The sequence below is a fragment of the Paenibacillus sp. Y951 genome (assembly GCF_056786395.1).
Map to the genome: position 1 here is coordinate 409,522 of NZ_JBXCIY010000001.1, position 23,397 is coordinate 432,918.

The 23,397-nt window shown below is 38.4% G+C and carries 22 protein-coding genes and 4 pseudogenes; 21 read left to right on the forward strand and 5 right to left on the reverse strand.

Annotated features, from left to right (window positions below; genetic code table 11):
* The first annotated feature begins 53 nt into the window (after nt 1-53).
* Together ypeB and AC1TPB_RS02205 are read left to right on the forward strand one after the other, a co-directional pair.
* Nucleotides 54-1,400, forward strand: a complete 1,347-nt coding sequence (gene ypeB / locus AC1TPB_RS02200; RefSeq protein ID WP_482074975.1) for a germination protein YpeB — start codon at nt 54-56, stop codon at nt 1,398-1,400.
* 63 nt (nt 1,401-1,463) lie between these two features.
* A complete protein-coding gene (locus tag AC1TPB_RS02205) occupies nt 1,464-2,123 on the forward strand; it encodes a flagellar brake protein (protein ID WP_482074976.1) in 660 nt (219 codons plus the stop codon).
* 264 nt (nt 2,124-2,387) lie between these two features.
* On the opposite strand, the gene AC1TPB_RS02210 is transcribed toward AC1TPB_RS02205, so the two are convergent.
* Nucleotides 2,388-2,522, reverse strand: a complete 135-nt coding sequence (locus AC1TPB_RS02210) for a hypothetical protein (RefSeq protein ID WP_482074977.1) — start codon at nt 2,520-2,522, stop codon at nt 2,388-2,390.
* A 308-nt stretch (nt 2,523-2,830) separates the two neighbouring features.
* Between AC1TPB_RS02210 and cmk the strand changes: the two genes are divergently transcribed.
* From cmk to AC1TPB_RS02270, 12 genes are all read left to right on the forward strand, one after another.
* Nucleotides 2,831-3,526, forward strand: a complete 696-nt coding sequence (gene cmk, locus AC1TPB_RS02215; RefSeq protein WP_482074978.1) for a (d)CMP kinase — start codon at nt 2,831-2,833, stop codon at nt 3,524-3,526.
* Nucleotides 3,527-4,108, forward strand: coding sequence for a lysophospholipid acyltransferase family protein (locus AC1TPB_RS02220; RefSeq protein WP_482074979.1), 582 nt, complete (start codon nt 3,527-3,529; stop codon nt 4,106-4,108).
* 146 nt (nt 4,109-4,254) lie between these two features.
* Nucleotides 4,255-5,469, forward strand: a complete 1,215-nt coding sequence (rpsA, locus tag AC1TPB_RS02225) for a 30S ribosomal protein S1 (protein WP_482074980.1) — start codon at nt 4,255-4,257, stop codon at nt 5,467-5,469.
* A gap of 135 nt (nt 5,470-5,604) precedes the next feature.
* Nucleotides 5,605-6,243: a hypothetical protein gene (locus AC1TPB_RS02230; RefSeq protein WP_482074981.1), complete on the forward strand. Its 639-nt coding sequence runs from the start codon at nt 5,605-5,607 to the stop codon at nt 6,241-6,243.
* 333 nt (nt 6,244-6,576) lie between these two features.
* Nucleotides 6,577-7,899 carry a ribosome biogenesis GTPase Der gene (gene der / locus AC1TPB_RS02235; RefSeq protein ID WP_482063518.1) on the forward strand — a complete coding sequence of 441 codons (1,323 nt, stop codon included), beginning with the start codon at nt 6,577-6,579 and terminating at the stop codon, nt 7,897-7,899.
* Between the two features lie 11 nt (nt 7,900-7,910).
* Entirely contained in the window at nt 7,911-8,507 is a 597-nt protein-coding gene (plsY, locus tag AC1TPB_RS02240) for a glycerol-3-phosphate 1-O-acyltransferase PlsY (protein ID WP_482074982.1), read from the forward strand.
* A 4-nt stretch (nt 8,508-8,511) separates the two neighbouring features.
* Nucleotides 8,512-9,540 carry an NAD(P)H-dependent glycerol-3-phosphate dehydrogenase gene (locus tag AC1TPB_RS02245; RefSeq protein WP_482074983.1) on the forward strand — a complete coding sequence of 343 codons (1,029 nt, stop codon included), beginning with the start codon at nt 8,512-8,514 and terminating at the stop codon, nt 9,538-9,540.
* A gap of 69 nt (nt 9,541-9,609) precedes the next feature.
* Nucleotides 9,610-9,882, forward strand: coding sequence for a stage VI sporulation protein F (locus AC1TPB_RS02250; RefSeq protein WP_482063521.1), 273 nt, complete (start codon nt 9,610-9,612; stop codon nt 9,880-9,882).
* A gap of 162 nt (nt 9,883-10,044) precedes the next feature.
* Nucleotides 10,045-10,224 (forward strand): DUF2768 family protein, encoded by a 180-nt coding sequence (locus tag AC1TPB_RS02255; RefSeq protein WP_482074984.1) that lies wholly within the window; start codon nt 10,045-10,047, stop codon nt 10,222-10,224.
* A gap of 39 nt (nt 10,225-10,263) precedes the next feature.
* Entirely contained in the window at nt 10,264-10,563 is a 300-nt protein-coding gene (locus tag AC1TPB_RS02260) for a 2Fe-2S iron-sulfur cluster-binding protein (RefSeq protein ID WP_482063523.1), read from the forward strand.
* Between the two features lie 16 nt (nt 10,564-10,579).
* Nucleotides 10,580-10,924: a 2Fe-2S iron-sulfur cluster-binding protein gene (locus AC1TPB_RS02265; protein ID WP_482074985.1), complete on the forward strand. Its 345-nt coding sequence runs from the start codon at nt 10,580-10,582 to the stop codon at nt 10,922-10,924.
* Between the two features lie 6 nt (nt 10,925-10,930).
* Nucleotides 10,931-11,677, forward strand: a complete 747-nt coding sequence (locus AC1TPB_RS02270) for a hypothetical protein (protein WP_482074986.1) — start codon at nt 10,931-10,933, stop codon at nt 11,675-11,677.
* Nucleotides 11,678-11,723: 46 nt separating this feature from the next.
* Here AC1TPB_RS02270 and AC1TPB_RS02275 read toward each other — a convergent pair whose 3' ends face one another.
* Nucleotides 11,724-11,903, reverse strand: a complete 180-nt coding sequence (locus AC1TPB_RS02275) for a hypothetical protein (protein WP_482074987.1) — start codon at nt 11,901-11,903, stop codon at nt 11,724-11,726.
* Between the two features lie 344 nt (nt 11,904-12,247).
* Here AC1TPB_RS02275 and spoIVA point away from each other — a divergent pair, with 344 nt between their 5' ends.
* The 5 genes from spoIVA (at nt 12,248) to AC1TPB_RS02300 (ending at nt 17,535) form a co-directional block, all read left to right on the forward strand.
* Nucleotides 12,248-13,726: a stage IV sporulation protein A gene (gene spoIVA / locus AC1TPB_RS02280; protein WP_482063526.1), complete on the forward strand. Its 1,479-nt coding sequence runs from the start codon at nt 12,248-12,250 to the stop codon at nt 13,724-13,726.
* A 955-nt stretch (nt 13,727-14,681) separates the two neighbouring features.
* A complete protein-coding gene (locus AC1TPB_RS02285; protein WP_482074988.1) occupies nt 14,682-14,942 on the forward strand; it encodes a hypothetical protein in 261 nt (86 codons plus the stop codon).
* Between the two features lie 178 nt (nt 14,943-15,120).
* A complete protein-coding gene (locus tag AC1TPB_RS02290; RefSeq protein ID WP_482074989.1) occupies nt 15,121-15,315 on the forward strand; it encodes a hypothetical protein in 195 nt (64 codons plus the stop codon).
* Nucleotides 15,316-15,501: 186 nt separating this feature from the next.
* On the forward strand, nt 15,502-16,122 hold the full coding sequence (locus AC1TPB_RS02295; protein ID WP_482074990.1) for a hypothetical protein: 621 nt from the start codon (nt 15,502-15,504) through the stop codon (nt 16,120-16,122).
* A gap of 969 nt (nt 16,123-17,091) precedes the next feature.
* Entirely contained in the window at nt 17,092-17,535 is a 444-nt protein-coding gene (locus tag AC1TPB_RS02300) for a hypothetical protein (RefSeq protein ID WP_482074991.1), read from the forward strand.
* 11 nt (nt 17,536-17,546) lie between these two features.
* Here AC1TPB_RS02300 and AC1TPB_RS02305 read toward each other — a convergent pair.
* Together AC1TPB_RS02305 and pdxR are read right to left on the reverse strand one after the other, a co-directional pair.
* Nucleotides 17,547-18,910, reverse strand: a pseudogene (locus tag AC1TPB_RS02305) (IS4 family transposase).
* 309 nt (nt 18,911-19,219) lie between these two features.
* Nucleotides 19,220-20,597: pseudogene (gene pdxR, locus AC1TPB_RS02310) on the reverse strand (MocR-like pyridoxine biosynthesis transcription factor PdxR).
* Nucleotides 20,598-20,709: 112 nt separating this feature from the next.
* Between pdxR and AC1TPB_RS02315 the strand changes: the two are divergent.
* Nucleotides 20,710-21,324 (forward strand): annotated as a pseudogene (locus AC1TPB_RS02315) (FMN-binding negative transcriptional regulator).
* A 127-nt stretch (nt 21,325-21,451) separates the two neighbouring features.
* Here the strand turns inward: AC1TPB_RS02315 and AC1TPB_RS02320 are convergent.
* Nucleotides 21,452-21,714, reverse strand: a pseudogene (locus tag AC1TPB_RS02320) (IS4 family transposase); the annotation flags it as partial.
* Between the two features lie 39 nt (nt 21,715-21,753).
* On the opposite strand from AC1TPB_RS02320, the gene AC1TPB_RS02325 reads away from it, so the two are divergent.
* Nucleotides 21,754-22,974 carry an MFS transporter gene (locus AC1TPB_RS02325; protein WP_482074992.1) on the forward strand — a complete coding sequence of 407 codons (1,221 nt, stop codon included), beginning with the start codon at nt 21,754-21,756 and terminating at the stop codon, nt 22,972-22,974.
* Nucleotides 22,975-23,397 lie beyond the last annotated feature (423 nt).

A 23,397-nucleotide genomic window follows, 5' to 3' on the forward strand; every position in this document is an offset into this window, starting at 1 on the left:
TCCTATAAGAAACCAAACTATAGTCAAATTGGTTTTCAAGGAGGCTTTTTTGTATGTACAAACGTTTAAGTGCTGTTTTGTTTCCACTTATGACAATACTGTTTATAGGTGCTATGTATTGGGGTTATCAGGAGCATCAAGAAAAGAACACGGTATTAATGAAAGCCGAGAATCAGTATCAGCGAGCATTTGGCGATTTGACCTATTATGTAAATCAATTGAACAGTGAGCTTGGCAACACGCTTGCTGTCAATGCGACTTCTATGGACTATCATCGCAAGGGATTAGTTAATGTTTGGAGAATATCGAGTGAAGCGAAGAATCAAATCGCCCAGCTACCGCTTAGTTATTTGCCGTTTGCTGATGCGAATAACTTTTTATCGCGCGTATCTAATTTTGCCTATAAAACCGCAGTCCGTGATTTGACAAAACAACCACTTAACGATGACGAGTTTCAAACGCTTCAGTCACTATATAAAAATTCAGATGAAATTTCCAATCAGTTAACCCAACTACAAACTAACATTATGAACAGTAGCTTAAGGTGGATGGATGTAGAACTTGCATTGTCCGTTAATGAATCCGGAACCGAAAATCCAGTTATAAGTGGTCTTCGTGGCGTCAATGATGATGTTAGCCAATATGCCGAACTTAATTGGGGGCCAGCGGTTAATGGGATGTATAATGATGACAATATTGAGCTGTTAAGTGGAGTACCTGTGACTGCTGAGCAAGTGGTTGAACTAGCGAGTCAATTTACAGGAGTAGATGCACAGCAGATTGAAGTAACTGAAAATGGTAAGGAAAGTGATTACGCTACGTTCACTGCATTAGTTAAGCAAGATGATAATGATATGAAGCTTACATTTTCAGTAAAAGGTGGTCAATTACTTTCTTTTGTTCATATGAGAGATGTGAACGGAAGTGAGTTAACGATCGAACAAGCAAAGGTAAAGGCAGAAACCTATCTACATGAGCATGGATATAACGATATGGCAGTTGTAAGTTATGATGAATTCGCCAATACGGGAACGTTCACATATGTGTACAATCAGGATGATGTATATATTTATCCAGATAAACTTACAATTAAAGTAGCATTGGATGATGGTGAAATCGTCGGCTTCCAAGCAAATGAGTTCGCAGCACATCATCGTGAGCGTCAAGTTCACGAACCTGCAGTTACTCTTGCAGATGCGATGCAAGCTCTTAATCCGAATTTGCGAATGAAGGAACAGCGGATGGCAATTATTAAGGGCGACCTAGGTGCGGAAGTACTTTGCTATGAATTCACAGGTGCGATTAACGGTAATTTGTATCGCATCTATATTAACAGCGACACGGCACTTGAAGAAACAATTGAAAAATTGAGTAAAGAAGATCAAAAAGCTAGTGATTAAGTAAAGTTTATGATAGCTCCTCCTGTACGTAAGTGGTATAATATCACTTGCGGAGGGGGAGCTATGTTGATTGTACCTAAAGTTAGTCAAATGATGTTCTTTCATCTTAAGTCTGATGAGGTTGAGGATTCATTAATGGAGTTCAAATCTCGTGTAGCTGATGAAAATGAAGATAGTTTATTTATTGAAATTCCACTTGAAAAAGTAACGGGAAGAGTACAAAGATTGCATGTTGGAGATATACTATCCGCTCATTTTATTACAACAACAGGAGTAAAACATTTTTTTGAAACTCATGTTACGAATGTAATGCTGGGGGAATTTCCACTTGTTGAATTAGCTAGACCATCTCAAGAGGACATGACATCTATCCAACGTAGAAACTATTTCAGAGTAATGATAGAAGTTGATATAGCGGTTCGTGATGAGAAAGGGCAACAGTTAATATTTAAGACGGATGATATTAGTGGCGGCGGGATTTCTTTTATAATTGACCGACATATACATTTTGAAGCAGCTGAAAAGCTGAATTGCTGGGTGTTATTACCGCATCGTAACGGAACGATTGAACATAGTAATTTCATAGGCGAAGTATTACGATTAAAGGAATTAGAAACTGGTCGTAAAATCGTTATGATGAAGTTTGACGAAATTGACGAATCAGAACGTCAACGAATTATTCGTTTCTTGTTCGAAAAACAGATCGAAATGCGCGAACGATGAATATTAGATACACAATGGGATACGATAACGATATCTAACATTTCGAGGTGTCATTATGAAATCCCGCAGCCCATACATAAAATGGATTGATCGATACAGTAAATTAGCGATGAAATGGATCTTTATCTGCTTACTAATCATTATAATTGTGCAAACAATATTGCAGGTTGAGAGTATCCGACAACTCATTGTACCAACGGAACGATGGGAAGGTAAGGGGAGTTCAAAAAGCGGACTTTGATAACGATGATTGGCTATCGTAGATTATTCGACATCGCATTTGAAACGAACTTGGAAAGTACGGTTCGCGTGTACGTAATCATGTACACTTGCGCTTCCGTCTTTCTCAAGTAGCGTCTCAACTGCTCGGTTCTGAAAGTCCACTTTTTGAACCTTCATTTAAAGTTATTTCAAAAGATTGAAGTTCAAAAGATCAAAGTTCGAGAGATAGAAGTTCAAAATAACATATTCGATTTCAAATATGGAGGTCCTTATGTTTCCGAGGTATGCTTCCGATGAATGTTTCTTACAGAAACATTGTAGGTTCGCGTGTACGTAATGATGTACACTTGTGCTTCCAACTTTCTCAAGTAACGCTCTATCTCCTTAGTTTTGCAAGCCCATACTTTCTATGTTATAATTTGGTCTACTCGCAGGCTATGCCTGCTTTTTGTTTTGCGTTAATTTGAAGGGGGTTGTCTTATAGCATGACAATGGATGGAGTGAGTCGCATTAATATTGCGATTGATGGACCTGCTGGAGCTGGGAAAAGCACAGTAGCACGTCAAGTAGCTTCTAAGTTAGGCTATATATACGTCGATACTGGTTCGATGTATCGTGCAGTTACATTACATGCACTGCGTAACGGTGTAAGTGCTAATCAATCATCGGCATTACAGCAAATGGTTGAGCAGCTAGAGATTGAATTGATTCCAACTTCAGTCGGACAAATGATTCTATTGCAGCAAGAAGATGTTACTGCATTGATTCGTACACGAGAAGTTACAACGGAGGTTTCACATTATGCTTCCAATGAACATGTGCGTAGCCATCTAAGTAAGCTGCAAAGAGCACTTGCTGTTAACAAAGGGATCGTTATGGATGGCAGAGATATTGGCACACATGTATTGCCTAATGCAGAATTGAAAGTTTTTCTAACGGCATCCGTAGAAGAACGTGCACTTCGTCGTTATAAGGAATTAACATCTGACAATTACATTCCACTAGAGCAACTCGAAGCGGAAATCGCGACGAGAGACAAGTTAGATGAAACAAGAGAAATCGCACCTCTTATTCAAGCTGAAGATGCTATTCTAATAGATAGTAGTCATATCGGTATTGATGAGGTTACCGATCTAATTGTGAGTCTAAGTCAAAAAAAACTAGCGGAGGTAATGGGATAGATGTCATATAAAATTTTTCGAGCTATATTACGTTTCTTCTACCGTATACTATTCCGAATCAATGTGGTTGGCACAGAAAACATTCCAGCTGATGGAGCAGTAATTATAGCTTCCAATCATACTAGTCTATTAGATCCGCCCGCGGTTGGGATATTAATTAATCGTCAAGTTCGCTTTATGGCAAAGGAAGAATTGTTCAAAGTGCCTGTACTGGGCTTGTTAATTCGTTCTTTCGGTGCATATCCTGTGAAGCGTGGTGGGGTAAGTATCGATGCTATAAAGTCTTCTATTAACCTATTGAAATCGGGAGAAGTAATGGGAGTATTCCCAGAAGGTACTCGCAAAAAAGGCGATGATGGTGCAGGGGCTAAAAAAGGCACAGCTATGATTGCCTTACGTAGTAAAGCGACGGTTATTCCTACCGCAATTGTAGGTAATTACCGTTTATTTAGAAAGACGACCATTGTCTATGGCAAGCCTGTTGATATTCAAAATGTTACGGCGACAGAAGATATTGATCAATATGAAGCGGTAACGAATGAAATCATGAAGCAAATTTATTTGCTTAAGGCAACTGTGTAATTGTTTTATTGCTGAATACCATTCCAACGTATTGAGCTTTAAATAATAGAGTAGGGTAATGAATTTTAGCTCCCGCTTGCGAAGAGACTTTTTGTTAACTTAAGAAGTCATTCGAGAAGCTACAAAAAATATAGGAGGTTATGAACATGTCAGAAGAAGTAAAAGAACAAGAATCTGTAGTTGAAGAATCCAATCAAGCGGCATTAGATCAAACGGTGCTATTAAAGAAAGGTGACTTCGTAAAAGGAACGATCGTTAAAATTGAAGACAACGTAGCTTATGTTAGCGTTGGATATAAATATGACGGTATTATTACTCTTCGTGAATTATCATCCGTTCAAGCTCAGCAAGCTACTGATGTTGTTCAAGTTGGTCAAGAAGTGGAACTTAAAGTGCTTTCTATCGACGACAACAAAGAAACGATGACACTTTCCAAACGCCTTGTTGATAATGAAAAGGGTTGGGATGATATCGACAAGCTTTTTGAACAAAAAGAAGTTTTCGAAGCCGTTGTTGCAGAAGTTGTTAAGGGTGGATTAGTAGTAGACGTTGGCGTACGTGCTTTCATTCCAGCATCTATGGTAGAACGCCATTTCGTAGAAGATTTCAGTGATTATCAAGGACGTACATTGCGCGTTATTGTGAAAGAAATCGATCGTGAAAATAATAAAGTTATTTTGTCGCAAAAAGATGTCCTTGAGGCAGAATATCAAGAACAAAAGGCTGCAAAGCTTGCTACTATTCAAGTAGGACAAGAGCTTACAGCTACTGTACAACGTACTACAGCTTTCGGTGCATTCGTTGACCTTGGCGGTATCGATGGTCTAGTTCACGTATCTGAGCTTGCTTGGGAACATGTGACGAATGCAGCAGATGTTGTAACTGTTGGACAACAAGTACAAGTGAAAGTGCTTAAAGTTGAAGCTGAAAAAGGAAAAATTAGCTTGAGCATTAAAGCAGCACAACCAGGACCATGGGAAAACATTGGTTCACAATTCAATGTTGGTGATATCGTTACTGGTAAAGTGAAACGTATTGCTACTTTCGGTGCATTTGTTGAAGTTGCTGCTGGAGTTGAAGGTCTAGTTCATATTTCTCAACTCGCATATCGTCGTGTTAACTCACCGTATGAGGTTGTTAAAGAAGGACAGGAAGTACAAGTTAAAATTGTAGAGTTCAACCCTGCCGACAAACGCATAAGCTTGAGTATTAAACAAACACAAGAAGCTCCTGCAGGCGAAGCAGCAGATATTGAAGTTAATATGGACGAAGTGGATAAATCCAATGTTAGTCTTAATGGCGACAATATGAGTTTCTCTTTAGCTGAGCTTTTTGGCGATAAATTAAGTAAATTCAAATAAGATAATGTTATCTATCGATCGTTAGATGAAGTATGAATAGTCTTGTTACAACAGCGGGTCTGTTGTAGCAAGGCTTTTTCTTTTTTTATGCGTGAAATCCAGCCCAATAGCACATATTAATGCTAGGTGATCAATATGACAGAAGGCTACTGGACAATATTACTATTCATTATGTTACTTATATTGCTTTTAACTGGCTGGAAAGCTTGGCTTGCTCAGCATTTCAGTATTGCGTTTATCGGTTTATCATACGTAAGTATATGGATATCAAATTGGCTTGATTGGGTTATCCCGTTAAATGTTCATAGCTTTGAACTGACGATAGATGGCTCTATTATACTGATCGTACTATTGCAACTAGCGTTTTTATTGAAAGGGCTACCGCAAAAATCTCAAATGTTGTACAGCACGATGTATATATTACTAATAGCATTTCTCGCTACAATTAGTCATGCAATCATTATATATTCACCGTGGGTTAAAGCTAATATTACTTTGTGGTACATTCCAGTATGCTCTGGAATATTGTTAGGGGCACTTGGAGTATCATTTAAGCAACTTGGTGTAATTGTATTCTGGGGCGCTATTGTTGCAGATGCCTTGTTGCTATGGCAACAAAAAGGTGAATATATTGCTCGGATAGGCACTTTATTATGGTGGGATCTGATTTCTATGACTATAATATTTAGTTTCATATTCATTCTTGTATTGGAAACTATAGTTAGAATTGGGCGGAATTTCATAGATGAACGATTAAATAGAACGAAAAGTTAGCCAATTGTTAACTTTTTTGCTATGATGGGTAACGAAAGTGTGATGAGCCATGCTTCAGAAGTAACTTTTTATTTAGATGAAGTTTATTAAAGAGGTACCACAATAAAAAGTAAGTTTATGCTATCGAAGCAACTTTTTATTTATAAGAAGTTATTCGAGAAGTCAAACAATAAAAAGTAAGTTTATGCTTTCGAAGCAACTTTTTATTTGCAGGAAGTTGATTCAAGAAGTAAACAATAAAAAGTAAGTTTATGCTTTCGAAGCAACTTTTTATTTGCAGGAAGTTGATTCAAGAAGTAAACAATAAAAAGTAGTAGGAGTGGAAATAACTATATGGCTAGACCCGTTATTGCAATTGTAGGTCGACCGAATGTTGGTAAGTCAACAATATTCAATCGTATTATTGGTGATCGACTTGCTATCGTTGAAGATAAACCAGGTGTTACCCGTGACCGCTTGTATGGTACAGCGGAGTGGGCCGGAAAAGCATTCAGTATCATTGATACTGGTGGTATTGAGATTGATGGTGAAGATGAAATAATGAAGTCTGTTCGTATGCAAGCTGAGCTTGCTATTGCTGAAGCAGATGTAATTATATTTATGGTTGATGCCAAAATTGGTATCACTCATGCGGATGAAGAAGTAGCCCAAATGCTATATCGTTCAAAAAAACCGATTGTACTTGCGGTTAATAAAGTAGATAACGAAGGTCGCCAAGATGAAGTCTATGAATTTTACTCATTAGGTTTTGGTGAGCCAATTGCTATCTCTGGTTCTCATGGTATCGGTATCGGAGATTTATTAGAAGCTGCGACTGAGTTATTGCCTGAACCGAAGGAAGATGAGTACGATGATGACGTTATTAAAGTAGCTTTAATTGGTCGCCCGAATGTTGGGAAATCATCTCTTGTCAATGCTTTATTAGGCGAAGAACGCGTCATCGTAAGTAATATAGCTGGTACAACGCGTGATGCAATCGATACACCATTTGAAGTGGATGGTCAAAAGTATGTATTGATCGATACAGCGGGTATGCGTAAGCGTGGGAAAGTATATGAAAATACTGAAAAATATAGTGTTATGCGCGCGATGAAAGCTATTGAACGTGCTGACGTTACCTTAGTTGTCATTAATGGTGAAGAAGGTATTATTGATCAAGATAAGCATATTGCTGGTTATGCTCACGAAGCCGGTAAAGCATCTATATTTGTAGTCAATAAATGGGATGCTGTAGAAAAAGATGAGAAAACGATGCAGAATTTCACAGCTAGCATCCGCGATGAGTTTTTATTTATGACTTATGCACCAATAGAATATTTGTCCGCAACAACAAAGCTGCGTTTACATAAGTTAATCCCAGTTATTAACTATGTATCTGAACAGCATGCTTTGCGAATTGCAACTCATCTTCTGAATGATGTCGTATCGGATGCAGTTTCAATGAATCCTACGCCAACTGATAAAGGTAAGAGACTAAGAATTAACTATGTGACGCAAGTTGCTACTAAACCACCAACGATCGTCTGCTTTGTAAATCATCCTGAATTGATGCATTTCTCCTATGCACGTTATTTGGAAAACAAAATCCGTGCTGCATTCAACTTTGAAGGTACACCTGTGCGCATCTTTTCTAGAAAAAAATCTGACCAAGATTAGGGGAGAACAGTGTGGTACCATTTTTATTAATTATTATCAGTTATTTAGTAGGGTCGATTTCTTTCAGTATTGTTATTGCAAAGTTATTCAAAGGGATTGATATTCGAAGTCATGGAAGCGGCAATGCCGGTGCGACCAATACATTACGAGTACTAGGAGTAGGCCCAGCTATTCTAGTACTTGTGCTTGATTTGCTGAAGGGTATGGCTTGTGTATTTGTTGCAAGCTTTTTCTTTGATCTACCTTGGCTGCCAATTATGTGTGGATTAGCTGCTATTATTGGTCATAACTGGCCAATCTGGTTCAAATTCAAAGGCGGAAAAGGGATTGCGACTGCTATAGGTGTGCTTACTACAATAGCGTTTATTCCTGCATTAATTGCAGGGATAATTGCCATTCTTTCAATTGTCATTACTCGTTATGTATCATTAGGATCGTTGATTTTCACATTCTTAACACCGATTTTTATACTTAGTTTACAATTTAATTGGCCGAACTTTATCGGAACGCTAATCATTTGTATTTTTGCATTCATACGTCATCGCTCTAATATTGTGAAACTGATGAATGGAACTGAGAACAAATTAGGTAGTAAGAAAGGAGCATAGTGCTATGTCTTTGAGCGAAGCCAAACGAAAAGCGACCGTTCTCGTTGCAGGTAGCTGGGGAACTGCGCTTGCTTTTGTACTGGCATCCAATCAATATGATGTCGTAGTATGGACGAGAACGGAGCAACAAGCGGAAGAAATTAATGTGAGTCATCATAATAAAAAGTATTTGCCTAATATTACATTGCCAAACAATATTAGAGCTACTACGAATATGGAAGAAGCATTAGCTCATTCAACGCTTGCATTGTTCGTTGCACCTTCAAGTGCGATGCGATCCGTTGCAGAGTTGGCCAAACCATTTCTTGCAGATGATACGATTGTTGTTCATGCAACGAAGGGCTTTGAACCTGAGAAGCTGAAGCGTATGTCTGTTGTGCTTTCAGAAGCTCTTGAGCGTCCGTTAGCGGATATAGCTGTATTATCAGGACCTAGTCATGCAGAAGAAGTTATTTTGAAGTTGCCAACGACCGTTGTTGTAGCTGCGGAAAATATACATATCGCTGAGAAGGCACAAGAAGCATTGATGAATACGGCTTTTCGTGTATACACGAATAATGATGTCATCGGCATTGAGGTTGCAGGTGCATTGAAAAATATTATTGCATTGGCTGCAGGTATTATTAATGGCTTAGAGCTAGGTGATAATGCAAAAGCAGCACTATTAACTCGTGGTTTGGCGGAAATCTCAAGACTCGGAACAGCAATGGGAGCCAATCCACTGACGTTTATTGGACTTGCTGGTGTCGGTGACTTAGTAGTTACTGCAACAAGTCAGCATAGTCGAAATTTCCGTGCAGGCTATATGCTTGCAGATGGAACACCGCTATCCACTGTTCTTGAGAAAATGGGAATGGTTGTTGAAGGTGTTAAGACGACTAGGGCAGCTCATGAACTTTCTCAAATTCATGGCATTGAAATGCCTATAACGAATCAATTGTTTGATGTGTTGTTCAATAGCAAGCCGATTAATAAGGCGGTTGAAGTGTTGATGGGTAGAGTTCGTACGAATGAGATGGAACCTAATTCATAATTGAAATCACAACCTAATAAACCTCCTCATATGATATATAGAAAATGTATCGTAAGAGGAGGTTTTGTTATGTCCAAAGATTTATCGAATGATGTACTTGGTGCCATCAAAAGAAAAACAGGTAAAAATATTAGTACTAATTCTGTTACTAAAATTGCAAATACTGTTCAGCCTGATTCATTAGAAAACGAAGATGAGCTACGCAGGCTAGTTAAATCTGTCGCCAATATGGCCAAAGTGAAAATGAGTGACGCACAATTTGAGCATATTGTAAAGACGATCAAGTCAAGCGGTATGAAAACTTCAAACATTGAAGCATTGATGAAAATATTAATGAAATAGCTAGCGTTCGCAATGGCATAGACTAATGATTTTCATTCCGATGAACATTACTCTATGTCATTTTTTTTCTATCACGTGACTAACTTTGTCACAATATTGGAGAGATGCTATAATGATGTAGAATAAATAATACAAACGTAGATAGATAGGAGTTAATTTTACATGGATCCAATGACTAAGATGTGGATGTCTCTAATCGGAATTGGCTTAATGGCAATTGCGGCAGTAATGATTACAGTTGCAAGAACGAAAACAAAAGGTGTCGTTAAAGGCGTTTTATCTGGAATTGCTTTTATATTTCTATGTATCGGATTTTTATTGGGTCTTCTTTCCATTATATAATACGCAATATTGTTAGCGAAAGGAATTGAGGTTGTACATATGGAACTAGAACTTAGAGGCAGAACGATTACAAGTACTGTAGAGGCTGAGGATGGATTAACGATCTTGGATCATGCCATTAAGCATAAAGTAGATTGGAGCTTTTCCTGTACAAGAGGGACATGTGCTCGTTGCCGCTGCCTTATTGTTGAAGGCGCTGATCTTCTGGATGAGGTTACTGATGCAGAATGGGATCGTCTTGAGCCTGAAGAATTTGAAGAAGGCTATCGTTTAGGCTGCCAAGCCGTTATTACAGGAACTGCAGGCAAAATTGTAGCAATAAATAAGACATATTTCTAATTGTGGGGTGTTCCCTATGGATGCGGATGTTGTTTTCTTGCCGTTGAATCGATCAATTAAAGTAAGACCAGGTACAACCGTGTTACAGGCTGCTAGAAAGGCCGGTATTGCCATTGTCACTAGATGTGGCGGCAATGCTGCTTGCTTTATGTGTAAAGTAAATATCGCTGATTGTAGTGGCTTAGCGCCAATGAAAGATAATGAACGTCGCAAGCTCGCAGGTCTTGAGCTGACAGGTACTCGCTTAGCTTGTCAAGCCATTGTACAGACTGGGGTTACGGTAGAATTACCGCCTGATCCACTTCGTGCGGCAATTGCTAGGCAAATTAAAATGCAAGAAGAAGAAGACTCTCTATGGTAGGAGATTATGATGAATAAACTATTTGAGAAAAGTAAAATAAGCTCTGTAATAAAGATGTTACTGATCGTTACTCCTTTACTTTTTGTTATGACCGGTTGTATGTATCCTAAGCCCGATTCAAGCTCAGGAGTTGTTGTATCCAAAGAGGCCATTCGTAATATACAAGGTGCGATTGAGCAGTATCTTACGACTACGGGTGTGCTACCTATTCAGAATAGTGATAGCTCTGTTGGGAAATATGAAAAATTCCGTATTGATTTTGAAAAATTAACAAAGGGAAGTTATATCGAATATATACCTAATTCCGCATTTGAATCTGGTGGAAACTTCTATTTCTTAGTATTGAATGAAGAAGAAGAGCCTATAGTGAAGGCTCAAAGTATTTTATTAACTCAACAAGTTATTGATCTGCAGTCCAAAGTATCAGATTATATTGCTGCTAAAGGTGAGATTCCAGCAGGAATGGAAGCCTATGACGGAATCTACTATATTGATTTCGATAAGCTGAACATCAAGAAGCCTGCACTGAAAAGTGTATATACTGGAAATATAAGTGGATTACTAGTTAGTGGTAACGGCACTGTCTATATTGACTATGCATTGGATATTATGCAATTACTGCAAAGGGATAGCTCGTTAATCGTATCTGACCAGCTTGATCTAAGAGAATTGCTTGTAGCTAATTCCGATTATGTACCTGTCAAATCGATGGCTTATAAGTTAGTTAATGGTGAGCCTGTAGCTTATGAATAAGGTTAGAGGAAGTTCAAAAGAGCTGGCTTTGATAACGAAGGGGATGCTAACGGAGGTTATTCGACATCGCAGGTGAAGCGAACTTGGAAAGTACGGTTCGCGTGTACCAATAACGTACACTTGCGCTTCCGCCTTTCTCAAGTAGCGCTTCACCTGCTCGATTCTGAAAGCCCGCTTTTTGAACCTTTATTGGAAGAGGTTGTTCAAAATGAACGACTGTGATCACGACGTGATATTTCGAAGATTAAATGTAATAACAGGGGTGCTCCTTTAAGTCTTGTAATAATGACTTAAAGGAGCACCCTCTTTTTTTGCGCTAATTTATATGTTGAAAGATCATAATCTAGTCATTTGTGGAATATAACATTATCTATATACATATATTTGAGTCTTGAAGGGAAGGCAGGTAGCCATGAAAAACTAAAAACTTTTCGAAGCTATCGGAATAATTGGACAAAGTGAACATAAGCTATTACTAGTCCAATAAGTATGTACGAGTTGCGTCGCTGGCCTGCCCTCTTGTCCGGTGGATGGCGGCGAACCGGAAAATCAATTGGGAGGGGATATTCAGTGGATAAAGTAGATATTTTCAAGGACATTGCCGAAAGAACTGGCGGGGATATTTACCTCGGCGTGGTCGGTGCGGTCCGTACGGGGAAATCAACGTTTATCAAAAGATTCATGGAAACGGTGGTTCTTCCCAACATTGCAGTAGAGTCAGAACGAATTCGTGCTGTTGATGAGTTACCACAAAGTGCCGCAGGTAAAACAATTATGACGACTGAGCCGAAGTTTGTACCCAATCAAGCGGTGCAATTAAGAGTAGCTGAAGGCTTAGAAGTAAATGTAAGACTAGTAGATTGTGTTGGGTATGCTGTTGAAGGTGCGAAGGGTTATGAGGACGAGAATGGACCTCGCATGATCACTACACCTTGGTTTGATGAAGCAATCCCGTTCCAAGAAGCAGCAGAAATCGGTACTCGTAAAGTTATTCAAGAACATTCTACACTTGGTGTTCTTGTTACAACGGATGGTACGATAGCTGAAATTCCGCGTAGCTCATATGTGGATGCTGAAGAACGAGTGGTTGAAGAGTTGAAAGAAGTAGGCAAACCATTCGTAGTTATTATTAACTCTACTCGCCCACGTAGTGAGGAAACTCAAGCTCTACGCCAAGAGCTGCAAGACAAGTACGATATTCCGGTAATCGCACTTAGCGTTGCGACAATGAACGAAGAAGAAGGACTTGCGATACTACGCGAAGTACTATATGAGTTCCCTGTTCATGAAGTGAATGTCAATCTTCCTAGCTGGGTTATGGTACTTGCTGAGCAGCATTGGTTACGTAGCAACTTTGAAAATTCTGTACGAGACACAGTTAAGGATATTAAAAGATTGCGTGATGTAGATCGCGTCGTCCAACAATTCCTTGAGTATGACTTTATTAGTCGTGCAGGGTTGAGTGGTATGGATATGGGGCAAGGCGTCGCTGAAATTGATTTGTACGCTCCAGATGAACTATACGACCAAATTCTAATGGAAGTGGTTGGCGTAGAGATTCGTGGTAAAGATCATTTGCTATCTTTAATGCAAGAATTCGCTCATGCTAAAAAAGAGTATGATCGCTTCTCAGAAGCACTCGAAATGGTGAAAACAACCGGCTACGGCATTGCAGCACCATCGCTCGCAGAAATGGCACTTGATGAACCAGAATTGATCCGTCAAGGTTCTCGTTTCGGCGTTCGCTTGAAAGCGACAGCACCTTCTATCCATATGATTCGTGTAGATGTGGAGTCTGAATTTGCTCCAATCATCGGCACTGAAAAACAAAGTGAAGAGCTTGTACGATACTTAATGCAAGATTTTGAAAATGATCCAATTAAAATTTGGGAATCCGATATATTTGGTCGTTCTTTACACAATATTGTGCGTGAAGGTATTCAAGGTAAAATTGCGATGATGCCTGACAACGCACGTTATAAGCTTCAAGAAACGCTTGGTAGAATTATTAACGAAGGATCAGGTGGCTTAATTGCGATCATCCTCTAGTAAGATGTGAAAACGGCAGTCTTAGTCGACAATATCGTCGCTATGACTGCTTTTTTTTCTGTTTTTATCTGGATGGTGGGTGCTGAAATATGGAACTTAGTGAATGGTTATTAAGGGTCGTAATGCCTAATAGAGTTATCGAAAATACATTGATTGTGAATTAATTCAGCTTCAACGCAGTAATCAATGCTTGACGAGATCAAAGCTTCACTTGACATAAAAGCCGTTATTCGTCCTAAATGGAGCCCAAATGCATCAATTGGTGTGGAATAAGTGCGTCTGTGTCCGGTAAGGATGGATAATAGAGGATACACAGGAAATAAGGTTTCTGATGTCCGTCAATCGAGTGAAGAAATCAAAATCAATCTTGATTGATATTTAAGTAATTATTTTAGTTTTGAGCCTTAATTCATTGTGAAAAATTCTCATAAAATGGAATGAACTGCTTAAGTTACGAAGTAATTATGTTAAAATGAAATTATGCAAAGAACGATATATTAAGATGTAGCAATGATAAGTTTAATTGAAGGTCAAACATTACATGAATAGGGAGCATAATGTTGGTGCGAGTGCTATGCTCACATGAAATGCCTAGGAGTTTCGCACCGAAATTTTCGATATTTGAAGATTGATTTTTAAGGTATTGATCTCAAATAGTGATAGGTATTGGAGTTTTATAATGGTTTTTAAGGGAATTATCGAATTTGGAGACCAATTTACTCGAAATTCGCTGTCGCACCTTACGCAGGTGCGTAAATTGAAATGTTTTCGTCGTATTCTTTTTCGTACTGCGACATATTATTTTCTGTCTATTGCTTCACTAATATGTTAAAATTACCCACAACTTATGGTAGTTTCATGTGGTTATTGGTGTTTTTGCTCATTGAGCTAACTGGCAGTTTAGTGCAACAAAAAGCACAATCAAAACGTATACATTATATGGAGTAAATGGTATATGGAAGAAAGGAAGATGACATTGAAACTGGCAATTAAGCTTGTATTAGTAATGTTAGGGCTCTATCTTATTTATGATGGTTACTCAATTTATACATTTACCGCCAGAAGTCCCAACGGTAGTATGGGAATTCATAGATTTTTTGGTAACCTCTTCATTCCAGCGACAGATTTTCACTTACATACGTATGGAATTTCCTTTTTCATAGCAGGAGTTTTAATCGCATTGACCTCATTTATTCGTATCAAACGAAAAAGCTAATAGGGAGACGTCACAAAGGCGGTTTTCTTATGGTCATAAATCAACATTAGAATTTAACATAGCCAAAATATAAGAAAATAAAAGATATTGACGATAAGAGTATAGGAAATAACCAACAGATTCATTAAGCTAACGAGGAACTTTAGTTATTTCTTTTTTCTATCAATAGGAGGCAGTTATGGAAGGGCTTATTGGATACTCCGCATTATTTTTCATGCCTATTTTTGCATTAATATTTATTGTGACCTTGATTACTTCTTTGAAAAGGATAAAACATGATAAGGAATTAGAGGGAATTGAATACGTAAGTGGAATTGCCTTTGCGCTAATGATGTGGACTCTCAGTAGTTCGATTTTGCTTAGTGCAGGTTAATCACTAAAAATCACAACCCGTAATTCAGCTAACGGAGAACGTTAGTTCAATCAAACAAGGAGTAGTGTGCCACAGCAGCTACTCCTTGTTTTTATTAAGCTAACGGGCAGGTTAACGCAACCAACAGCTTGTCAAATTCGTCATATATAATATTCGAATTTACATTTAAAAGGAGAAGGTATGAAAATGAAAAATTTATTTAATCTAACGACGATTTTATTAGCATTAATTATTATTTCGGGGTGCAATAATTCTGTTAATTCAGAAGTTAATAAGTCTAAGAAGGAAAACATTGAGGATATAGTTTCGGAGATAAATAATGAGAATACCTTCACTGTCTTAGATCAGTTAGTTGCATCCGATAACAACCTGATTTCTAATGTTGAGATATATGATGGTATATCTGTGAAAGAAATAGAGATAGTTGGGAAAATATATACTTCAAAGTTTATAGAGAGTATGTTTCTTCCGTTTGGTCTATACATTCCAGATTTCTTAATTGAGAAGAAATTCCACGATGGAAATGAATTTGAAGGACCAAACCACTCGTTAATCGGTTTGTTTAATCATTATGAGCTGAATCTAGATAAATTAAGTATCAGGGAAGATTTTAAAGAACATGAAAATTATATTGGGTCGAATATATATGACGGTCCAGACCAGATGAAAATTAAATACGAGGATTATTTCAGTTATTCATATGAAGATTACGAGGTAATAATACGATTATCATATTCTGAAGATCAAAAAGAGACCATACTCCCGCAATTTATCGATATAATAAAATACCTTAGATATATTAAATAGAGACTTGGTATGCTTCGAAGGCTTGGACATCTTATAACAGTGTGTTCATCTATCAGAGAACAAGCCGCCCTCCGATCCGCCACATGTGAAGCAAGGCAATTTGAGCTGCCTTTCGTTCGACACTCTGAACAAGGGTATTATACAGCACATTACTGCTACGGACGATGCGAGAAAGTGCCATGAATACTTGGACGTTATGCGGAAGATTTTGTTGAAGTAACGGGAGACGATAGCTCAATAAAAACACAAAGGCAGCAGTTCACACTGACATGCTGCCTTTGTTCAACTCCCATGGAAGAACGGAATTACTTCCATCATCTGTGGTGCGGCGCTTGCGCTGCATGCATGACTAACGGGCAGTAGAGCGTGGAGCTTCCTAGTTGAACTATTGAGCAGTTAAATGCGGTATTATATGGTACGATTATCCATAAGAGATGAGGTGCTTTTATCAAGAAGAGATATTTTTTTCTAATAATTTGCATATTATCATTGTTATTTGTGATGGCTTATACAAAACCAAGTACTCAAGATTACAATAATTACCTCCATAAGGTCCATGGTCTTAAATGTGAAAGTTCCGAAAGCTCAAATTGCTTTCATACTATTTATGATTTGAAATCATCAAGTCTCACACATCAGATTATTTTTATGACGGCAAGAACAAAAATTTTTGGAGAGGCAGATAATAAAATACGAGTAGTAGGTATTTTCAATCATTTTTTTGTAATAGAAAATAGTCTTCATCCTAAATCTGATAATAACAACAATACCGAAGTTCCGTTAAGCTAAAGGAGAACGATAGTTCGATAATACACATTGATGAGCACTTCATCGGTAGCCTGCTCTTTTTATTAAGCTAAAGGGCAGGATTGTTGTATATAATAGTGGTTTATTTATATTAATTCCTTGAATATGCAACTTTTAAGAATATACAGTCTAAGTTAATGATAACAAATACAGGAGGTATTTATGAGGAACAAAGCAATTAGCGCATGTTTTTTAATAGTTATGCTGATCTGTTCAGCTTGTTCTAATGTCAAAAATACGAAACAGGAAGGAACATTAGTCTCAACCAACCAAGCGAAACAGATTAATACACGTACGGAGCTTTTAAAGGTATATACGGATTTAACGGAGGAATCGAATTGGTGGATTGTTCCAGAAAACGTTAGTACGATGACTATTTATGCAGAGGCTGAAAATGCAGAGACAGTATTATTTTGGATAGCACCAACAGGGACGGAAACTGGAAGTGAAAGAATACTCATTGGTTACGACTCAGATGGAAGTGATGGATGGTCATACGCATGGGAGTTCGGTAGACGGACATTTCACGACCATATTCAAGTTCAGGCATTAGGAATTGATGGTTCTACTCAAGCACAGATGACTATCAATGTGCATACCCCTTAAATCTTACTATCTCAACTTTCGCAGCTTAAATTAGGCAGGTATCCCTTGATGTAGCTAGGCAAACCCGCGACCCATTGCTGGAGTTGTGTTTTAATGAGTGCTGTGATCTTCTTATTGGCTTTTTTAGCGACATCTTCGATCAATTCAATAAGTTGTTTTAAGGCTACTGCCCAATCTAATTGGCTGACTTCATCGCATAGTAAATAAAACAAGCCTCCAAGCGTACGGTGATCGGTGCTTTGTCGATGTTGCCAAGCCAGTAAAATATAACGTGAAAAGACAATCGTAGTATGACTGATGAGTAGATCATAAGAGCGACCTTGAAATTCTTTTTGCAGTCGCAGTAAGGATTTGGCACACTTAAAGAACACTTCTATATCCCAACGAATGCCGTAGATCCGAACGATTTCTTCTTCGGAGATTGTGCAATCTGTACACAAAATAGCGAGCCATTCCTTTTTCTTCGAACGATGGCGCACAAAGACGATGGTAACGGGAATCCCTGGAGACAATATGGTACGGATGGAACGCAAGATTCCCTTGCTCTTACCTTGAATAGGAACAGCTTTAAAATAAAGTTCCTGCAGAGATAAGCGAAGACCGTTGACATGATAGCGTTTCTTATCTGCTTTAACCATACCAATGACATCCAAACCACGATCTAGCATCGCTTGGATTAACGGGGCATGGGTAAACCAACTATCCATAAGTACATAAGAAGCATGATTGCCAGCAGATAGCGCACGATCAATCATGGCCGGAACAACCTCCGGTGCAGTGCAGGTAGTAGAGCTTCCATTCGCCGCTTGTAACCAGATGTTCGCTTGTCGATGCCTTCCATAATGCCGTTGACCTGCGATTTAAGAGATGCCAGTAAAGAGAAATCAACGGGAATAAACGTATGACCGTCCGACCATCCAAGTGTAAGCATACGAAATCCTTTGTAATAACAACCCGTCGCGTGATCCTTAAACCTAGATAGTAACTCAACTTTTTTGCTGCGATTGCGCTCAAACATCGAGTCATCGATCACGAATACAGAGGTACGATCTTCTGTAGTCAGTGCCTGAACCTTTTCAATTGCGGAGGAACTTAGCGATGACAAAAACCGCCGCCATGCGTAACCACTGTGATTGAGAAAACGATACACGCTATCCTTGCCTGGAAATCCTTCACTCTTCTCGCTTTCCAGCAAGCGGAACCAGTTTTTGTGGTGAAATAAGAGTACAAATACGAGTTGAAATAAATACGAACACGTATATCCAAACTTCTTCTGAAAGCCTGCAGCTCTCAAGTGTTGTAGCACTTTCAGTTCTTTAAGGGCAGGTTTAATTTCATTTGGTAGTTGATTCTGTTGGACATTTTGTTCTATCATATAGAGGACACCTCTTCTGTGTGGTAGTGATTGGTCGTACTCTCACTTTACCAAACGAAGCGGTGTTTTTCTGTGTTTACAAGATTTGTATTACATTCAACATATAGCCAGTCTGTTTAAGCAATTAAGCCAGTTTTCGCTCTGCGAAAGTTGAGTTACTATCTATAAAATCCTGGAATTTTACAGCTAACCTAACTGGTAACGTTAGTTCAATTAAACAAGGAGTAGTGTGCCACAGCAGCTACTCCTTGTTTTCGTTAAGCTAAATGGCAGGTTAGTTGAACAAGAAAAATAAAAAGCGATGTAATATTAGCCTCCCCAAGCCTCTTTTAAAAGCTTCACACCTTCTTGAATTTCATCAAAGGTAAGATTACTAAATCCAAGCTTAATAATTGCTTCCGCAGAATGATTTTCTATGAAATAGATGGAGGTAGGATACACTTTAACCCCATAAATGGAAGCACGCTCGATTAACCATTCTTCTGAACGATTTAGATGTACCTTAACTAAAATGTACAAACCAGACTGCTCCCCAATAATGGAAATATGTTGTTTGAATTGTTTTTTTAATTCTGAAACTATACAATGCATTTTTCGCTTATAAACGAGACGCATCCGTTTAATATGACGGTTCCATTCTCCCTCTTCCATAAATTTAGCCATTGTAAGCTGGCTAAGAAGGGAAGTAGTACTCTAAAAATACTGAAAATGTCTTAGATAAAGGTCTAAAAGAAATTGTGGCAGTACCATATAACTTAGACGAATTCCTGGAAGAAAGGACTTTGAGAAATTCCCTAGGTAGTTCACTCTCTTTGAATCGATGGAAGCAAGTGCCGGAAATGGTTGTTGTGTATAGCGAAATTCACTATCATAATCGTCTTCAATAATATATCCTTTTCTCTTGGTAGCCCATTGAATGAGCTTTTGCCTTTGTTGAATGGACATACTTATACCTATTGGGATTTGATGGGAAGGTGTCACATATATTAAGCGTGACATCATATTTTCTAATTGTGAAAACTCAGCACCTGTTTCATCAACTGGTAAAGTTTCAAGTGTAAAACGATGGAATAGAAATGCCTCTTTTACTCCATCATACCCTGGATCCTCCAAGATTACGCTTGAGAAATCAGACTTTAGGATTTGTCCAAGATTAATTAACATTTGCTGTGTGCTGCTCCCAATGATAATTGCATTTGAATCTGTCTTTACCCCGCGAGATTGGAGTAAATAGACAGCAATTTGTTTGCGCAAGCATACTTCACCAAAGGGTTTCCCGTATCGAAAGCTCTCCCGTAATGTTAAAATTTGATATTCTTCTCCAAATTTTCAGGGGAAAATTGGTTTGATCCACGGCCCCTGCACTGAAATCAATTTCGACTGACGTTACCGTCTCTTTATGATTTTTATGAGGTGGGATGAAAGTATCTTGAAATAAAACCGGATCTAATTCATTTACAAAACACCCTTTTCTCGCTTCTCCGCGGATATAACCTTCCGCTACAAGCTGCTCATATGCCATCAATGTGGTATTTCGACTGACTTGAAGGGACTCTGCAAGTTGGCGAATGGATGGCAATGGATCATTAGGATGTAAGTCGCCACGCTTAATAAAAGACTTAAACTTCTCGTATATTTGCTTGTATTTGGGGGAATCATCCTTCAAAACAAAAATAGTATTCTTCATTTACAACCATCCTGACATGTTTATTTGTTTATAATTGTATCTTTTTATATGTCAATTTTTCTAGTATACTTATTTAGAGGAATTATAAAACCAATAAATGGGTTTTTCAAACATGTTTATTCCTAAATATTATAAAGTCATGGACATGGATGAAGTCAAAGAGTTTATTCAAAAAAACTCTTTTGGAACTATCGTCACAACAAAACAAGGGAAACCAATTGCCACTCATATACCTTTGGAGTTTAGAAAAAAAGGCGATGAATATTATATCACAGGACATATGGCCTATGGGAATCCTCAATGGAGAACATTTGAAACGTGTGAGAACGCACTTGTTATGTACCAGGGACCGGATGCGTATATTTCTTCTTCATGGTATGGTGATGAAAATGTTCCAACATGGAATTATCAAGCCGTTCATGTATATGGCAAACCGATTATTTTAGAGTAAGAAGAGTTAAAACAAGACCTGATTACGTTACTAGAAAAATATGGAAAACATCGGAAAAATCCAATTTATTGGGACAAGCTTTCGCCTGAGCTATTGGAAAGGGAACTTAAAGGTATTGTGGGATTTAAGATTAAAGTACAAGAAGTTCAAGCCGCTTATAAATTAAGCCAGAATCGAAATGAAGAGGATTACCACAACATCATTGATCAACTACAGAAGGAGGAAAATCTGAATTCTCATCAATTGGCAGAAGCGATGGAAAAAATAAAAAAATAGGGGAATTGAAAGACTGGGTGTGAAGGTTTTCACTTAAACTAACGGGCGCTTGAGTTAAACAATCGGCTGCCTTTACATAGCCGCTTTTTCGTATAGACTGATGGAGTTAAATACTTTTCAATCAAACACAATCTGTGCTTAAAATTGCTAACACTTCTTTTGTTACGATTTCGAACAAATACAACCTTTACTTGTACGCCGTTCGCCATCGTTGTATGAATAGAGCGTAAAAATGCCTTTGTTTCCTGATGCTGGTGTTGCTAGACGGTAAAGTTCTTTTAATCCAACTCGCTTTTGACCAATCAAATACCGTTTAGCCTTCACCATACCAATCACATCAATACCTTGTTCTACAATAGATTTAATCAATGGTTGCTGGGTAAACCAGTCAATTAGAAAAATGAAAAATAGGAAGGCTGATTAGATTAGATGAGAAAAAAGAATAACGAACAAGTTCTAGCTAAAAATCAAAAAAGGGAGGGCAGTGCATGGCTTGCAATCGCGGCTATTATTCTTGTCTCGATTAGTTTACGTCCAGGAATTATTTCTATTGGCCCTATTTCGACTCTTATTCAAGAAGATTTTAATTTTTCATATTCAACGCTTTCGTTATTGATTACGATACCTGATTTATTAATGGGGCTTTTAGCTTTGCCTACCCCATGGATTGCCCGTCGCTATGGTCGTAATACAGTTATACTTTATGCTTTATTACTGCTTACTTTATCTACTCTAATTCGCGCATTCTCTTCCAATACATTTACACTACTTTCAACAACAATAGGTGTTGGTGCTGGTATCGCAATCGTCGGTACATTAATGGGTGGTTTCATAAAATTAAAGTTCCCTAACAAAGCAGCATTACTAATGGGAATTTATACTTTCTCACTTTCACTAGGTACTGCACTCGCAGCAGGTACAACAGGAATCATCGCTTCAAATGCAGAAAGCGGATGGCGCTTAGCAGCCAGTATTTGGGCGTTGCCCGGTGTATTAGCTATCATTGCCTGGATTGTGATAACCCTTCAAGGGCGTAAAGATAATCTTAGTTCACAAGAAGTTTCCGAAAGGCGCGTGCCAATTCCATATAAAAACCGAACAGCATGGATGATTGCTCTATATTTCGGATGTACGAATCTCCTTTTCTATGCCGTCATAGCTTGGGTCTCACCGATGTATCAAGAACAAGGATATTCGGGTTCAGTTGCAGGATTTATACTCTTAACTTTCACCGTCGTATTTATGCTAGCCAATCCTATATTTGGCTCGCTTAGTAAATCACTTGACCGCCGTGGCTGGTTAGCTGTATCTTCCGTACTCGCTTTAGTAGGTTTGATACTCATTGCTATCTGGCCAAATGCAACTCCATTTATATTTATATCTATTTTTGCTTTTGGCCTTGGTGGTGCTTTTACTCTAGGTATGACCTTGCCACTAGATAATACAAATACGGTAGAAGAATCGAACGTCTGGAACGGATTTGTTTTAACTGTAGGGTATCTGATTGCAGCAACAGGACCCTTTTTGGTTGGATTTATGCGAGATCTCAATGGAGACTTTGGTACTTCGATATGGTTTCTTGTAGGTATATCAGTTCTTATGCTTATCTTGACACCTTTTCTTAAACCGAGTGAACGTTCTTTACAATAGTTTTTTCTCGTTGAGTGATGGATTTGAAAACTTCCGAATCTAACACAATAGAAATATGTTAGATTTACGAAAAGTCTCTCTTTCAATTAGAAAGGGAGACTTTTTTATCAATTATAGGTGTCATAACTTTAATAGTTCTGGCACAGATTCTTCTTCAACTCCCTCGGTACGATGTAGTTTTCTCACGAATGCTCGCTTATTCGCAGGATTTCACCTGAAGATAAATCATAGCTCGGATTAAATGGAACGGGTTCCGTCAAAATTGGTAACCGATGGGCATGCGGGAACAGAAGGGGCGAGCTTTCGCTCCTTTTTTTGTTGATCTACTGCACGCTGCTCCACGCACCTCCGGAGGCTTTCACTCCCATTTCTCGACGGGTCTATGCCCTTTCATTCCTTCGTTACGCCTATCTAGAGGGTGGA

Excerpts from the sequence above, each read along its gene's own strand:
- ypeB (WP_482074975.1), top strand. The coding sequence starts at position 54 with ATGTACAAACGTTTAAGTGCTGTTTTGTTTCCACTTATGACAATACTG.
- AC1TPB_RS02205 (WP_482074976.1), top strand. The coding sequence starts at position 1,464 with ATGTTGATTGTACCTAAAGTTAGTCAAATGATGTTCTTTCATCTTAAG.
- AC1TPB_RS02210 (WP_482074977.1), bottom strand. The coding sequence starts at position 2,522 with ATGAAGGTTCAAAAAGTGGACTTTCAGAACCGAGCAGTTGAGACGCTA.
- cmk (WP_482074978.1), top strand. The coding sequence starts at position 2,831 with ATGACAATGGATGGAGTGAGTCGCATTAATATTGCGATTGATGGACCT.
- AC1TPB_RS02220 (WP_482074979.1), top strand. The coding sequence starts at position 3,527 with ATGTCATATAAAATTTTTCGAGCTATATTACGTTTCTTCTACCGTATA.
- rpsA (WP_482074980.1), top strand. The coding sequence starts at position 4,255 with ATGTCAGAAGAAGTAAAAGAACAAGAATCTGTAGTTGAAGAATCCAAT.
- AC1TPB_RS02230 (WP_482074981.1), top strand. The coding sequence starts at position 5,605 with ATGACAGAAGGCTACTGGACAATATTACTATTCATTATGTTACTTATA.
- der (WP_482063518.1), top strand. The coding sequence starts at position 6,577 with ATGGCTAGACCCGTTATTGCAATTGTAGGTCGACCGAATGTTGGTAAG.
- AC1TPB_RS02245 (WP_482074983.1), top strand. The coding sequence starts at position 8,512 with ATGTCTTTGAGCGAAGCCAAACGAAAAGCGACCGTTCTCGTTGCAGGT.
- AC1TPB_RS02250 (WP_482063521.1), top strand. The coding sequence starts at position 9,610 with ATGTCCAAAGATTTATCGAATGATGTACTTGGTGCCATCAAAAGAAAA.
- AC1TPB_RS02255 (WP_482074984.1), top strand. The coding sequence starts at position 10,045 with ATGGATCCAATGACTAAGATGTGGATGTCTCTAATCGGAATTGGCTTA.
- AC1TPB_RS02260 (WP_482063523.1), top strand. The coding sequence starts at position 10,264 with ATGGAACTAGAACTTAGAGGCAGAACGATTACAAGTACTGTAGAGGCT.
- AC1TPB_RS02265 (WP_482074985.1), top strand. The coding sequence starts at position 10,580 with ATGGATGCGGATGTTGTTTTCTTGCCGTTGAATCGATCAATTAAAGTA.
- AC1TPB_RS02270 (WP_482074986.1), top strand. The coding sequence starts at position 10,931 with ATGATGAATAAACTATTTGAGAAAAGTAAAATAAGCTCTGTAATAAAG.
- AC1TPB_RS02285 (WP_482074988.1), top strand. The coding sequence starts at position 14,682 with ATGGAAGAAAGGAAGATGACATTGAAACTGGCAATTAAGCTTGTATTA.
- AC1TPB_RS02290 (WP_482074989.1), top strand. The coding sequence starts at position 15,121 with ATGGAAGGGCTTATTGGATACTCCGCATTATTTTTCATGCCTATTTTT.
- AC1TPB_RS02295 (WP_482074990.1), top strand. The coding sequence starts at position 15,502 with ATGAAAAATTTATTTAATCTAACGACGATTTTATTAGCATTAATTATT.
- AC1TPB_RS02300 (WP_482074991.1), top strand. The coding sequence starts at position 17,092 with ATGAGGAACAAAGCAATTAGCGCATGTTTTTTAATAGTTATGCTGATC.
- AC1TPB_RS02325 (WP_482074992.1), top strand. The coding sequence starts at position 21,754 with ATGAGAAAAAAGAATAACGAACAAGTTCTAGCTAAAAATCAAAAAAGG.